General features: G+C 69.0%; 11 protein-coding genes and 1 pseudogene. 4 read left to right on the forward strand and 8 right to left on the reverse strand.

Annotated features, from left to right (window positions below; translation table 11 throughout):
• Positions 1-2 precede the first annotated feature (2 nt).
• Positions 3-899, reverse strand: coding sequence for an oxaloacetate decarboxylase (locus OG390_RS00290; RefSeq protein ID WP_406164437.1), 897 nt, complete (start codon positions 897-899; stop codon positions 3-5).
• Positions 900-1,650: 751 nt separating this feature from the next.
• Here OG390_RS00290 and OG390_RS00295 point away from each other — a divergent pair.
• Positions 1,651-2,214: a hypothetical protein gene (locus tag OG390_RS00295; protein WP_406164438.1), complete on the forward strand. Its 564-nt coding sequence runs from the start codon at positions 1,651-1,653 to the stop codon at positions 2,212-2,214.
• Positions 2,215-2,262: 48 nt separating this feature from the next.
• On the opposite strand, the gene OG390_RS00300 is transcribed toward OG390_RS00295, so the two are convergent.
• A complete protein-coding gene (locus OG390_RS00300; RefSeq protein ID WP_406177428.1) occupies positions 2,263-3,150 on the reverse strand; it encodes a universal stress protein in 888 nt (295 codons plus the stop codon).
• A 373-nt stretch (positions 3,151-3,523) separates the two neighbouring features.
• Here OG390_RS00300 and OG390_RS00305 point away from each other — a divergent pair, with 373 nt between their 5' ends.
• Positions 3,524-3,652 carry a pyridoxamine 5'-phosphate oxidase family protein gene (locus OG390_RS00305; protein WP_406164439.1) on the forward strand — a complete coding sequence of 43 codons (129 nt, stop codon included), beginning with the start codon at positions 3,524-3,526 and terminating at the stop codon, positions 3,650-3,652.
• Positions 3,653-3,895: 243 nt separating this feature from the next.
• Here OG390_RS00305 and OG390_RS00310 read toward each other — a convergent pair whose 3' ends face one another.
• The 3 genes from OG390_RS00310 to OG390_RS00320 all read right to left on the reverse strand — a co-directional run bounded on the left by OG390_RS00310 (position 3,896) and on the right by OG390_RS00320 (position 6,172).
• Complete coding sequence (locus OG390_RS00310) at positions 3,896-4,681, reverse strand: MBL fold metallo-hydrolase (RefSeq protein WP_406164440.1); 786 nt, start codon at positions 4,679-4,681, stop codon at positions 3,896-3,898.
• A gap of 61 nt (positions 4,682-4,742) precedes the next feature.
• Positions 4,743-5,738 carry a GlxA family transcriptional regulator gene (locus OG390_RS00315; protein ID WP_406164441.1) on the reverse strand — a complete coding sequence of 332 codons (996 nt, stop codon included), beginning with the start codon at positions 5,736-5,738 and terminating at the stop codon, positions 4,743-4,745.
• Positions 5,739-5,893: 155 nt separating this feature from the next.
• On the reverse strand, positions 5,894-6,172 hold the full coding sequence (locus OG390_RS00320) for a hypothetical protein (protein WP_406164442.1): 279 nt from the start codon (positions 6,170-6,172) through the stop codon (positions 5,894-5,896).
• Positions 6,173-6,489: 317 nt separating this feature from the next.
• Between OG390_RS00320 and OG390_RS00325 the strand changes: the two genes are divergently transcribed.
• Entirely contained in the window at positions 6,490-6,801 is a 312-nt protein-coding gene (locus OG390_RS00325; protein ID WP_406164443.1) for a hypothetical protein, read from the forward strand.
• Between the two features lie 23 nt (positions 6,802-6,824).
• Positions 6,825-8,698: pseudogene (gene nhaA, locus OG390_RS00330) on the forward strand (Na+/H+ antiporter NhaA).
• A 117-nt stretch (positions 8,699-8,815) separates the two neighbouring features.
• Here the strand turns inward: nhaA and OG390_RS00335 are convergent.
• The 3 genes from OG390_RS00335 to OG390_RS00345 form a co-directional block, all read right to left on the reverse strand.
• On the reverse strand, positions 8,816-9,655 hold the full coding sequence (locus OG390_RS00335; protein ID WP_406164444.1) for an IS5 family transposase: 840 nt from the start codon (positions 9,653-9,655) through the stop codon (positions 8,816-8,818).
• A gap of 246 nt (positions 9,656-9,901) precedes the next feature.
• A complete protein-coding gene (locus OG390_RS00340) occupies positions 9,902-10,663 on the reverse strand; it encodes a spermidine synthase (RefSeq protein ID WP_406177430.1) in 762 nt (253 codons plus the stop codon).
• Positions 10,664-10,820: 157 nt separating this feature from the next.
• Complete coding sequence (locus OG390_RS00345; RefSeq protein WP_406164445.1) at positions 10,821-12,506, reverse strand: ribonuclease J; 1,686 nt, start codon at positions 12,504-12,506, stop codon at positions 10,821-10,823.
• Positions 12,507-13,062 lie beyond the last annotated feature (556 nt).

Consider the following 13,062-nt stretch of genomic DNA (forward strand, 5'->3'; position numbering starts at 1 on the left):
ACTCATCGAGCCAACCGGGTACCGTCGGCCAGAGGGCGCAGATAGCGCTCCTCCAGCCTTTCGATCTCCCTCATGCCGATGATGTCGTGGGCTTCCCGGAAGGGCAGGAGCAGGTCCGACAGACCCGAAGTGCCGCCCTCGTCGCGTACGCGTCGCAGGGCGGTGCGCATGCCACCCATCGCCGACAGCAGCAGCACGCCCGGCAGGCTGACCCGGGCGACGCCGAGCGCCTGTAGTTCCTCGAACGTCAGCCGGTGCGGTGACTTGCCTCCCTCGACCACGTTGACCGACACGGGCCCGTCGATGCCCTTGACCGCCTCTCGGATCTCTTCTCGGGAGGTCACGCCCTCGACGAACACCATCGTGGCCCCTGCCTCCAGGTAGGCGTTGCCGCGGCGGATCACGCCGTCCATGCCCTCCGAGGCGAGTGCGTCGGTACGCGCGTTGATGACGAAGTCAGGATCGCGCCGAGCGTCGGCCGCCGCCCGGATCTTCGTCACGGCCTCATCGAGGTCGATCAGTTGCTTGCCGTCCAGATGCCCGCAGCGCTTGGGTGAGACTTGGTCCTCCAGGTTCAAGCCCGCGGCTCCCGCCTCTTCGAAGGCCCTGACTGTGTAGTAGGCGTTGACGGCGTTGCCGAAGCCGGTGTCGGCATCACCCATCACCGGCACGCTGACGCTGCGCACGATGCGCGCCGTGCAGGACACCATGTCCTCCAGCGAGAGCATCGAGTAGTCCGGGCGCCCGAGGTGAACCGCCGAGATACCGGCCCCACTGCACTGGAGTGCGGTGAACCCCGCCAGCTCGGCCAGCGTCGCGCTGACCGGATCGAAGGCCCCTGGCATCACCAGCAGTTCGCGGTCCGTAATCAGCTCTTTCAGCCTCGAAGCCTGGGTCATGTCTTCTTCTCCTTTGCCACGGGTCCCGTCCGGGGACAATCCGGTGTCGGCGCGGTCGGCCGTGAGGCCGGCGACCGAAGGGATGCGGTGTCCACGCTCGCCGGTGGCGCGGACCGCGGATGGCACACCGGTGCCATGGCGACGCGGCGCAGCGCGACAACCAGGGACCGCCCGGCGGCGCAGTGGGAAGTCGGCGCGGTGCAGGGCACCCTCGGTCAGGTCCGGAGCCGCTCGTGCCCTTCCACGCATAGCGAGCCGGGCTGATCGCTCCCCCTGGCCCGCCGACGACCGCGCGGCCCCGCCATCTTCGGCGCGCCTTGTCCCACGCCACGCAGACTAGCCTGCTTAGCCCAGGCTGTACAGGTAAAACTTAATAACAGCCTCAACTGAACAGTTTGGAGTGATGAACCTCGCGTCAAGGCAGGAATGAGATCCCCGCACTGAACGTCGTGCTCTGTGGTGTTGCACGATGGTGAGCCAGTCGTGTGCCGCTTCGTACTCACGCATCCCGGCGGCCCGGTGGGTGTTGAGTCGCCCACCGGGGCCAGGGGCCATCAGGCCACCCGAGGGACCGCTGGGCCCTGCCGACGCCCCTCAAAGACCAGGACACTGCCATCAACCCGTACGGATCAGCCCGGGCCCTGGCGCCAGTGCTCGAGTACCCGTAGGCACCTGCCGAATATCTGCGCACGGCGGGCCGCCAGTACGGGGTTCGCACAGGTCCGGGTTCATCACTGACGGGGTGATGTGCGTGGACGTCAACGGGGCCCTTCTCGTCGGGCTGTCGCTCACCGGCGAGTCGGCCGAGCGGGCCTGGGAGGTGCTCAGACCGCTGCGGGACAGGTTCGCCACGGTGTTCTTCCTCGCCATCGGTCTGTCCATCCGACCAAGCGCACCGGTGCTGCCCGTCGGCCTGCTGCTGGCCCTGGTCACCACCGTGACGAAGTGGCCTCCGGCTGGTATGCGGCGGGACGGGAGGGCGCGGGACGCCGGGGGCGGCTACGGGCTGGGACCGCGCTCATCGCCCGGGGTAAGTTCTCCCTCGTCGTCGGTCTGGTGTGTGCGCCATGACCGGCTCGGTGCCCTGGTGGCCGCCTATGTTCTCCTGCTCGCCGTGGCCGGACCCGTGATCAACCGCTTCTCCGGTGCACGCCCGTCGGCCGCGGCTCGCCGGCCGCGCCACGACACGACACGACACAGCGTCACGGTGAGCGCCCTCTGCCCGGCAGAGGGCCGAGGTGCATTGCTAGGTGCCCGGGCCACGGTCAGCATCGGTTCCCAGCCCCAGTACGAACTCATGGGCGGCCGCTCGTGATGCGCATCGCGCACGAGGCCATCCCGGTGACCGGGCACCCCCGCCGCGTCAGCGGCGCCCACCAGAACCCCGCACGACGGCTACCGGGCAGTGCGCGTGATGCAGAACAGCCTGGCTGACCGACCCCAGCAGCAGCCCGGCGAACCCGCCCCGCCCCCGGGCACCGACCACCAGCAGCTGCGCGGAACAACTCGCCTCGATCAGCGCCTCACGCGTCCGGCCGTGCACCACCTGGTGCTCCACTGCCACCTCCGGGTACCGCTCCCTGTGGCCGGTGAGCGCCTCGGCCAACAACCGTTCCTCCTCCTGTCCAAGCTCGCCGGGCGGGTTCGCATACGGCGCCGCCGCGTCCTGCGGTGCGGGCAGCGGTGCGTTCCACGTGGTCCAGGCGTGCAGGGCTACCAGGCCGGCTCCACGCCACGCCGCCTCGACGAAGGCGAAGTCCACCGCCGACTCGCCCGTGGTGGAGCCGTCGACGCCCAGCACCACCGGCCCAGCGTCATCACCCGTCTCTCGCACGACGAGCACCGGGCACTTGCCGTGCGCGGCCAGATGCACCGCTGTCGATCCCACCAGGAGCCCGACGAACCCACCCATGCCCCGGGACCCGACGACCACGAGTTCCGCGGCACGCGACTGCGCCTCCAGCACCGTCAGCGGCTCCCCCGTCACCACCGCCTGGGAGACATCCACTTCCGGTGCCACCGACCTGGCACGCGCCACCGCCTCACGGCCCAGGTGCTCGACCATGTTCCTGATTCCGCCTTCGGGCGGCCCCAGCGGCGACGGCCCCAGCGGCACATGCATCGCAGGCCACGGAAACGCATGCACCACGCGCAACCCCGCCCCGCGCCACCGCGCCTCTCGCGCCGCCGTCTCCACCGCGGCAAGACTCGACGCAGACCCGTCCACGCCCACGACCACCAGACCGCTCATCATGTCTCCCGCGTCCAGACGTCCTGCTTCCCATCCTCAGGGTCACCCCGGGCGGCACCCCCTGCCCATGGGACCCAATCGGCCGCCACGCAGGCCCTTCGGCCTGTCCCGCCCCGCACGCCGCGGCCGGCAGCCAGACGTGACAAGTTCGTGCCGGTCATCGGTGCATCGGCCACTGCACGATCAGCAGCCGCTACTCGGCGTGAGTCCAACGGCCACGGCGGGCGGCGTCCACGTCGCGCCGCGTGCATTGCGGGACCTGGACCGCGGCCCCGATTCGGCAATCCGGCTGGACAACGGTGACCTGGGGTCCCTTGGCGGCGCGGGCAGGCGGCAGGGACTGACCCGGTGAGAAACGGCCCGCCGCGCCCGAATGGCACCGGACTACCGCGCCCGGCTTTCAACGCACGGCGTGGGGCGCGTCGCGGTGTCGACACTCGACGGCCCGGCGGTCATCCCGGTGAACTACGGCGTCCTCGACGACAGCTGCCTCCGCTCGTAGGGGTGTCCTCGACTGTCGGTAGAGGTGGCCGGTGAGGTGCTGGTGCTGGCCATGTCAGCCTTCGGGGAGGAGCGGAACGGCCAATGGCGGCAGGAGGTTGGTGCAAGATGCGGCGGGCTGGCTTGCCTTCTCGGTACGCCCGGCCTCCCCGAGCCAGGAGTGAGGGTGATCGAGTTCGAGTCGTACTGCGAGGCCCTACGCCAGCGCGTGGAGGATGCGAGCAGCACGGGCCTGGGCTCGGGGTTAGGCTCGCTCGTCGGCTCTGGCCGGTTCCCCGTCCGGCTCCAGGGCCCTGACCTGTAGCTTTCCTCGGGCTGCTCGGCGGGTGAGCCTGCGCTGTTCCGCTGTCGCCCAGCGGTCCGCCCGGGCCGGGTCGAGGGGTGTGCCGTGGCCGACGTAAAGCCGGGTGGGCTTGAGGTCGAGCATCGCGCGAAGGCTGGCGAGGTTGGCGAGCGGGTCGTCGTGGAAGGGCGGGTTGGCGGGGCGGCCCTTGATCAGGCCCATGAAGGAGTTGGCGATGAGGTCGCCGGCCACCAGATCGCCGTCGTCGGTGAGGACGGAGACGGAGCCTGCGGTGTGGCCGGGGGTGGGGATGATGCGGGCGTCGACACCGAAGTCCGCGAGGCCGGTCGCGCCCCGGACGAGGATGTCGGGTTCGAAGGGTTCGGCCTGTTCGTGGAGTTTCGGGTTTCGGGCCATGAGCCGTCCCATCGGCCCGGTGGGCAGGTACGGTTCGCGGACCCGGCCGGTGCGGTAGGGGCCCAGATCAGCGGCGTGTGCGGCGATCGGGGCGCCGGTGAGGCGGCGCAGTTCGGCGGCGGAGCCGAAGTGGTCGATATGGCCGTGGGTGACGACGACGAGGCGGACGTCCTCGGGGTCGAGGCCGTGGGCGGCGACCTGCTCGGTGATCCGCCGGCCGCTGCCCGGCGTTCCGGCGTCCACGATGACCGGGTGGCGGCCGAGCAGCAGGTAGGCGTTGACGGCTCGCTGGCCCAGGACGGGGATCGGGACGACCTTGGTACGGGACAACGGGGGTGCTCCTTCACGAATTGGGGTGCACGGACGGGCGACCGCGGCTGCGGTCAGCGGTTCAGCGGGCGGTTGCATGGGGCCGGAACCGGCGGCGGTACTCGGCCGGGGTGGCGCCCAGTCGGCGGCGGAAGGCCCGGTGCAGGGTCTCGACCGATCCCAGTCCGCTGGCTGCCGCGACGTCGGGCAGGCTGTGTGCGGACTCCTCGAGGAGGCGGCGGGCCGCCTCCACCCGGACCGCCTCCAGGTAGTCGGCCGGGGTGCGGCCGGTGCAGTCGCGGAAGACCCGGGCGAAGTGGCGCACGCTCAGGTTCAGGCGGGCGGCCATGGCCTCGACCGAGATCCGCTCGGCGAGGTGTTCGTCGATCCAGCGGCGGAGTTCGTCGATGCGGTCGTCGGCGCTCGCCTGGAGGGAGAGCGGCACGCTGAACTGCGTCTGTCCGCCGGGGCGTTTGACGTACATGACCATGGCGCGGGCGGCGTCGAGGGCGATGGCCGGGCCGTGGTCCTCGGCCACCATGGCGAGGGCGAGGTCCAGGGCGGCGGTCACGCCCGCGCAGGTCCAGATCCGGCCGGCGCGGATGAAGATCGGCTCAGGATCGACCGCGATGTCCGGGTGGTGTGCGGCAAGTTGGTCGGCGGTGAGCCAGTGGGTGGTGGCGGGCAGGCCGGTGAGGAGTCCGGCCTCGGCGAGCAGGTGGACGCCGGCGCACACGCCGCCGACGCGCCGTGCGGCCGGAGCCGCCGTGGCCAGCCATGCGACGACGTCAGTGGCGATGACGGCTCGGTACCGGCCGTCGGCGTTGTCCATGGCGCCGGCCACGAGGAGGGTGTCGACGCCCTGGCTCACCTCGGCCAGCGACCGCTCGGCGACCAGGCTGATCCCGGCGGCGGTCGGCAGCGGGCCGACCTGCGCGGCGGCGATCTCAACCCGGTAGGCGGGTGCGTCGCCTTCCACCAGGCGGGAGGCGACGGAGAAGACCTCCGCCGGGCCGGTCACCTCCAGCAACTCGACCCCGGGGAAAGCGGCGATGACGACGGTGCGCGGTTCGGGCATAGCGCAATCCTTCCGCCGAACGGGCCGTGTCCGCAATGACCGGGTTCTGTCAGATCCAGCCATCGGTCACGGCCAAAGCGAGACCGGAGCGCCCAGATCCGCCCGCTGTCCGCTCCACGCGGCTCGCGGGGCGAAGGCGTGGCGGTTCGGACCGGTCACCGCCCGCGGGTCACGGCGGTGACCGCCGCCGCGACGGTTGCCTGGAGCTGCTGGGCGTCCGCCCCGGCGCGAGAGCGCAGGTTCACGCCGTGTGCGAGGAGAGCCAGGATGTCGGCCGCAGACCCGGGGACGACGCCTTCGGCGGGTTGCTGCTGCCGCTGGGCCGAGCGGAGCGCGGAGTGCAGGGCGTCACGCAGCCGTTGGTGCTGGCGGTCGAGGAGGGCGCCCACCTGAGGGTCGTCGTTTTCGGTGCCGGCGTGCGCGTTGGAGACCATGTATCCAGGGGCGACCACAGCTGGTCAGGCCCATGGCCCGATCGGTTCCCGAACACCGGCAGCGCGGCACAGGACAGCCGACTGCAGCTGTGCGGGAACTGTGTCCAACAACGGCGTCACGGTCAGCGCTGGGACGTGCGGCCGAGCGGGTGGTGGCCGCCCTGCGGGGGGTGCTGGAGGCCGGGCGGGACCGCTCCAGCGGGACGCTGGGACGGCTTCGGGGTAAACCGAGCGGCTGCTGCCCGAGCGGCACGGAGAGGGGATGGTGCCACTGCCGTCATCCGCGACGTCCAACCGGCTCGTGCACGCCCTCGCCGATGGCCGCGGACATAGTCCACCCGGCCGACATCGACGGTGCCCGCCCCGTCACCGTCGGCGGAGGGATACTCGGCGCCACCTACCGTGTCGAAGACATCGCTGAGTTCCCTCGTCGCGCGGGCCTGGTGGACGTGGACGTCGAGAGAGCGACCTCATCACCTGGCGCGGCGGAAGCTCGGGGGTATGGCCTGCCAGCACGGGCCACGACACGTAACCCGCCATGCAGCGACCAGTTCTCGGAGTGGCAGCTGCGCGACACCACGGCTTTCGCCGAGTGCCGGATCACGTGCGGGGCGAAAATCAGGGAGTGACTGTGCCAGCTGAGACCTCGCCCATGTCGGAGCAGACCCTGTGCGGCAAGGAAACTCGCGGCCCTTTGCGGGCCTTCCTGCAGACCGAAACCGGCAGTGCCGCGGTGCTGCTCGCCGCCGCGCTCGCGGCGCTCGCCTGGGCCAACATCGGACCTGGCACATACGAAGCGTTGTGGGACACCGAGTTGTCGGTGCGCGTCGGATCGGGCGGGGTCTCTCTGGACCTGCGCGAGTGGGTGAACAGCGGGCTGATGGCGCTGTTCTTCTAGTGGGCCTGGAGGCACGCCGCGAATTCGACATGGGCGAGTTGCGAGAACGCCGACGGGTCACCCTGCCGCTACTCGCCGGACTCAGCGGCATGCTCATCCCCGTCGCCGTCTACCTGGCCGTCAATGCGGGCCACGACTCCGTGCACGGCTGGGGCACCGCCATGTCGAGGGACACGGCCTTCGCGCTGGGCATGCTCGCCATCTTCGGGGCACGGCTGCCCGACACCCTTCGGGTCTTCATCCTCACCGTCGCCGTCGTCGACGATTTCCTGGCCCTGACCGTCATCGCCGTCGCCTACAGCGGGACCATTGCCCTACCCGCGCTGCTGACGGCGCTCGGCCTCTTCGCGGTGGTCCTGGTGGTGCGGTGGACCATCGGGGTGCGGATTCCCTCCCTGTACGTGGTGCTGGGTGTGGCGATGTGGTTGGCCCTGCTGAAGTCGGGCGTGGACCCGGTCGTGAGCGGTCTCGCGATGGGTCTGCTGACCTATGCCCGTCCGGCCGAGCGCCGCGATCTGGAACACGCCAGCCGTCTGTTCCGGCGCTTTCGCGAGCAGCCGACCCCGGAACTCGGGCGCACCGTACGCCGCGGGATCGCCTCGACGCTCTCACCCAACGAGCGGCTCCAGCAGATGTTCCACCCCTGGACGAGCTATGTGATCGTGCCGCTGTTCGCCCTCGCCAACACCGGCATCACCATCAGCGGCAGCCAGCTGGCCCACGCTTTCACCTCGCCGATCACCGTCGGCATTCTCCTCGGCTATGTGCTCGGCAAACCACTCGGCATCATCGGCGCGGCCTGGCTCACGACGCGCGCCAGCCGAGGGCGCCTTCACCCGCCCGTCGGCTGGGGCGCCATCACCGCGGGCGGCACTCTGGCCGGGGTGGGTTTCACGGTGTCCCTGCTGATCGCCACACTCGCTTTCGACGGCGCCCGACTGGAGGAGGCGAAGCTCGGCATTCTCGCCGCCGTTGTCTGCTCGTTCGTCCTCACCTGGTTGGTCACCTGGGTGATCGGCGCCCTCCCCCGGCCCTCCCGTGCCCGGGCCCTCCTGGGCAGGGGCCAAGCCATCATCGACCTCAGTGACCCCGTCGACGTGGAGCGCGACCATGTACGCGGCCCGCTACACGCGCCGGTGACGCTCGTGGAGTACGGCGACTTCGAGTGCCCTTACTGCGGGCTGGCCGAGCCCGTGGTACGCGAACTGCTCGCAGACTTCGGCGACGTGCGTTACGTGTGGCGGCATCTGCCGCTGAACGATGTGCACCCCCACGCCCAGCTGGCCGCGGAGGCCGCCGAGGCCGCGGCGCGCCAGGGCGGCTACTGGGAGATGCACGATCTGCTGCTGGAGCATCAGGGGGATCTGCGGCCCAAGGATCTGCTCCGCTACGCCGAGGAGATCGGTCTCGATGTCGACCGCTTCCGCAGTGACCTGCAAGCCGGCGCGGGTGCCGCCCGGGTCGCCGCGGATGTGGAGTCCGCCGATCTCAGCGGTGTGTCGGGCACACCGACGTTCTTCGTCAACGACCTCCGCCACTACGGCGCCTACGACATCGCCACGCTGTCCGCAGCGGTACGCGCCGCGCGGGAACGGGCCGCTCTTGCGGGGGCACGGCAAAGTACCTGATGCCCGCTAAAGAACGGGCGTCCATCCGGGGGCATGGTGGTCGTCCTTCATACGTGATGGACGGTTCCAGTTAGTGACTGAGAGGGCGTTTGATCTAGGCAGATTGCCCTTTATCTCCTAGTAAGTTCCTCGCCAGGTGTGGGTGTTCTCGTCCGTTATGCGCTTGGCGAGGTTGTCGATCGAGGCGATGTAGATCATGGATTCAGAGCTGGCGCTGAGGGTCTCGTAGTCGCGGGCGAGTCGACGGTGCATCACGATCCAACCGATACTCCGCTCGACCACCCAGCGCCTTTTCACGACGTGAAACCCCCGCTTTTCCGGGTTTCGGTTGACGACTTCGACGTCGATTCCGAGGCTGGCTCCGTGTTCCACGACGGCGTTCTTGAAGCCGGTGTCGACCCAACTCTTGGAAATGGTTGGGTAGTTCGCCTTGGCCTGGTCGAGGAGGCGTATTCCCAGGGCGTTCTCGGAGAGGCCGGCGGAGGCGACGGTCACGGCGAGGACGAGGCCGATCGTGTCGGTCAGGATGCCGCGCTTCCGGCCGACGATCTTCTTCGCGGCATCGGTTCCCTGGCTGTTCAGGGGTACGTTGGCGGAGGTCTTGACGCTCTGGGTGTCGATGACCGAGGCGGTCGGTTCGGGTTTGCGGCCGTCTTTCACGCGGGCCAGGACGGTCAGGTCGTAGTTGAGCTGGGCGAAGATTCCTTCGTCGCGCCACGCGGCGTAGTAGGCGTAAACGGTGCCATGGTTCGGGAAGTCGTGCGGGAGGTATTTCCAGGGGATTCCCGTGCGGTTCACGTAGAGGATCGCGTTGAAGACGTCGCGTAAATCGACCTTGGCCGGCTGCCCGGTTGGTCTACGGTCGAGCCGGGCCTTTCTCCAGGCCGTCAGCGTCGGCTCGATCAAGGCCCATCGGGCGTCAGACAGGTCGCTGGGGTACGGCTTGCGCTCGCTCACGGCACAGCGTGAGCATGAACATGCTGGAATCTCTCATTCCGCTGGCGACTGGGAGGTTCTTGGGCACCTCTACGTCAGACGGGTCTCCAGGCGAAGAAGCGGATGAGACGGGCAGGAGGGCTCTCGCCCTGCCGGGCAGCATTCTTCACTTACGGAAGAAACAACACGGAAGTGGGGCAGCCGCATAAGCCGCGAACCGCCCTCGACCTGGGTAAACGCCCTCTGAGAAGCCCCCATCGGCGACGATCACCGGCTACGAAAATCTTGTACGAGCCCACGTCTGTTCTCTCCCTCTTTCTCCCCCGCTACATAGACGGTGTTGGTCGCCGTTCCGCCTTGCAGGGGATTGTCGAACTCGACGACATGAGCTTCCGAGTCCGCGAAGACTTCCGCGAGTACGGAGGCGAATTGTTCGTCCGGCGGGTCGTTCGACCAAAGAGCGAAGACACCGTCCGGGTAAAGGTGATCAGCGAGGCCGCGTAGCCCCGCAGGTTCGTAGAGCGCGGCGTGACGTGGTTGCAGCACATGCCGGGGCGAATGGTCGATGTCCAGCAGGATGGCGTGGAATCGGCGGCCCGGTTCTTGTGGATCCAGACCGCGGGGGGCGTCGGCCAACGCGAAGAAGTCGCCGTGCGTAAGGCGGCACCGGGGATCCGAGGCCAAGCCTTCGCCCAGGGGCACGAGCCCTCGCTTGTGCCACTCGATCACTTCACCGAGCGCCTCGACCACGACCAGCGAACGCACGCGCGGGTCGTCCAACGCCGCCCGTGCCGTGTATCCGAGACCGAGCCCGCCCACGGCGACGTCGAGTTCGCCTTGGGCCAGCTGCGCCAGGCCCAGTCGCGCGAGTGCGATCTCGCCCGCTGTGAAGAGGCTGGACATGAGGAACTCGTCGCCGAGCTTGACCTCGTACACGTCCTCGCCCGATGACAGGTGCCGCCTGCGCCGCAGGCTGATCTCCCCCAGCGGTGTCGGGCGCCAGTCGACCTCCTCGAAACGCAGGCTCATCCACTTCCCTTTCTCCGCCGACGATGCCGGCGAGTTGTGCGCGTCGGAGGTGCCGGAGTTGCCGGACGTGCCGGACACGGCGATGTGGACGAGCGGGCGGCTCCCGGACTCCCCGTACCCGTGCCCAGTGCCCATGCCCGGCTTCGGGGTGGGCCGCTCAGGCGTCGATGATCACAGGAATGATCAGGGGCCTGCGGCTGTGGGTGCGGAACGCCCAGTTCGCCACGGCGCGCGCGATCAGCTGTTCGAGCTGGTGTGCGTCCCCGACGCCTTCCTCCGCCGCTTTGGCCAGCGTCTTCTCGATCAGGGGGACGACCGGCTCGAAGGTGGTGTCGTCGTGGACGAAGCCGCGGGCCAGGAAGTCCGGGGCCTCGGCGAGAGCGCCGGTGTCGGCGTCGACGATCGCCACCACCGTGACCACACCCTCCTCCGCGAGAGTGCGGCGGTCCTTGAGGGAGGCTTCAGTGACGCCGCCGACCTCCATGCCGTCCACGTAGACGTTGCCCGCGGGTACCTTCCCGGTGATCGAGGCACGTCCGTCGACGAGATCGACGACGACGCCGTCCTCGGCGATGACGACTCGGTCGGGGTCGACTCCGGTACGGATGGCCAGGTCGGCGTTGGCCCGCAGGTGCTTGAACTCTCCGTGCACGGGCATGACGTTGCGGGGCCTGACGATGTTGTAGCAGTACACGAGTTCGCCGGCGCTGGCGTGCCCGGAGACGTGCACCTTGGCGTTGCCCTTGTGGACGACGTTCGCACCCCACCGGGTCAGTCCGTTGATGACGCGGTAGATGGCGCTCTCGTTGCCCGGGATGAGGGAGCTGGCGAGCAGGACGGTGTCGCCCTTGCCGATACGGATCATGTGGTCGCGGTTGGCCATCCGGGACAGCGCGGCCATCGGTTCGCCCTGGGAGCCGGTGCACACCAGAGTGATCTTGTGGTCGGGCAGCTTCTCCAGCTCCTTGACGTTGACCACCAGGCCGGAGGGCACCTTCAGGTAGCCGAGATCGCGGGCGATGCCCATGTTGCGGACCATCGAGCGGCCCACGAAGGCGACCTTGCGGCCGTACTGGTGCGCGGCGTCCAGGACTTGCTGGATGCGGTGTACGTGGCTGGCGAAGCTGGAGACGATGACCCGTCGTGGTGCGGTGCGCATGACCTGCTCGATCGCGGGGTTCAGCTCGCGTTCGGATGTGGTGAAGCCGGGCACTTCGGCGTTGGTGGAGTCGGTGAGGAACAGGTCGACGCCCTCCTCGCCGAGGCGGGCGAAGGCGCGCAGGTCGGTGATGCGGTCGTCCAGCGGGAACTGGTCCATCTTGAAGTCGCCGGTGTGCAGCACCAGTCCGGCGCCGGTGCGGATGGCGACCGCGAGGCCGTCCGGGATGGAGTGGTTGACCGCCACGAACTCGCAGTCGAAGGGGCCGAATCCGCGCCGGTCGCCCTCGCGCACGCGCACCGTGCGCGGCCGGATGCCGTGTTCCTTGAGCTTGGCCTCCAGGAACGCCAGCGTCAGCTTCGATCCGACGACGGGAATGTCGGACCGTTCGCGCAACAGGTAGGGCACGCCGCCGATGTGGTCCTCATGACCGTGGGTCAGCACGATCGCCACGACGTCGTCGAGACGGTCCCGGATCGAGGTGAAGTCCGGCAGAATCACATCCACCCCGGGCTGGTGCTCCTCGGGGAACAGCACGCCGCAGTCGACGACCAGCAGCTTGCCCGCGTACTCGAAGACGGTCATGTTGCGGCCGATCTCACCCATACCGCCGAGGGCGACGATCCTCAGCCCTCCCTCGGGCAGAGGCGGGGCGGCTTTCAACTCTGGATGCGGATGACTCATACCTTGACGCTACCGGAGAGTCGCATGGTTGATCCTTTACGTCCGTGGTCTCGTTCTCCCGACCGCTCGACCTCTTGCCCCTCGGCGGATCGACGAATGGGACCATGTGCTGTGCCGCCTCGGCCGACCGCCTCACACCGGCGGCCAGGACAGGGAGCGGTGGAGGCCGTAACGCCGACCGTGGGTCAGTCGGACTCCGGGCGTACTGGAGAAGATCTCGTGCCCTGGCCGTGAGCGCCTGACTCCGCCGCCTCCTGATGCGCCTCGGCATTGGTCCACTCGGTGCAGAGGAGAGGGCCGGCCACTGCGAATAGGGCAGCCGCCACACCCTCTTCCGCCACGGGCAGCACGAAGTCCGAAGGACCCAGCAAAGAACCAGCACGGGACGGGTCACCAGGTATGACGAGGGGTGCCCACAGGTCAGCACGAAACCAGCACCGGCACCCCCGAGGAGCCCCACGCCAACAAGACGAGCCTCCCCCTGACCTGCGGTTTTGCCAAGTGTTCCGCACTTATGGTGGCGCCTCACTTATGGTGGCGCCTCGAAAATTGGTGC

The organism is Streptomyces sp. NBC_00996, from assembly GCF_045162675.1.
Taxonomy (GTDB): Bacteria; Actinomycetota; Actinomycetes; order Streptomycetales; family Streptomycetaceae; genus Streptomyces.

Excerpts from the sequence above, each read along its gene's own strand:
- OG390_RS00290 (WP_406164437.1), bottom strand. The coding sequence starts at position 899 with ATGACCCAGGCTTCGAGGCTGAAAGAGCTGATTACGGACCGCGAACTG.
- OG390_RS00345 (WP_406164445.1), bottom strand. The coding sequence starts at position 12,506 with ATGAGTCATCCGCATCCAGAGTTGAAAGCCGCCCCGCCTCTGCCCGAG.
- OG390_RS00300 (WP_406177428.1), bottom strand. The coding sequence starts at position 3,150 with ATGAGCGGTCTGGTGGTCGTGGGCGTGGACGGGTCTGCGTCGAGTCTT.
- OG390_RS00340 (WP_406177430.1), bottom strand. The coding sequence starts at position 10,663 with ATGAGCCTGCGTTTCGAGGAGGTCGACTGGCGCCCGACACCGCTGGGG.
- OG390_RS00325 (WP_406164443.1), top strand. The coding sequence starts at position 6,490 with ATGGCCGCGGACATAGTCCACCCGGCCGACATCGACGGTGCCCGCCCC.
- OG390_RS00315 (WP_406164441.1), bottom strand. The coding sequence starts at position 5,738 with ATGCCCGAACCGCGCACCGTCGTCATCGCCGCTTTCCCCGGGGTCGAG.
- OG390_RS00320 (WP_406164442.1), bottom strand. The coding sequence starts at position 6,172 with ATGGTCTCCAACGCGCACGCCGGCACCGAAAACGACGACCCTCAGGTG.
- OG390_RS00305 (WP_406164439.1), top strand. The coding sequence starts at position 3,524 with ATGGCACCGGACTACCGCGCCCGGCTTTCAACGCACGGCGTGGGGCGC.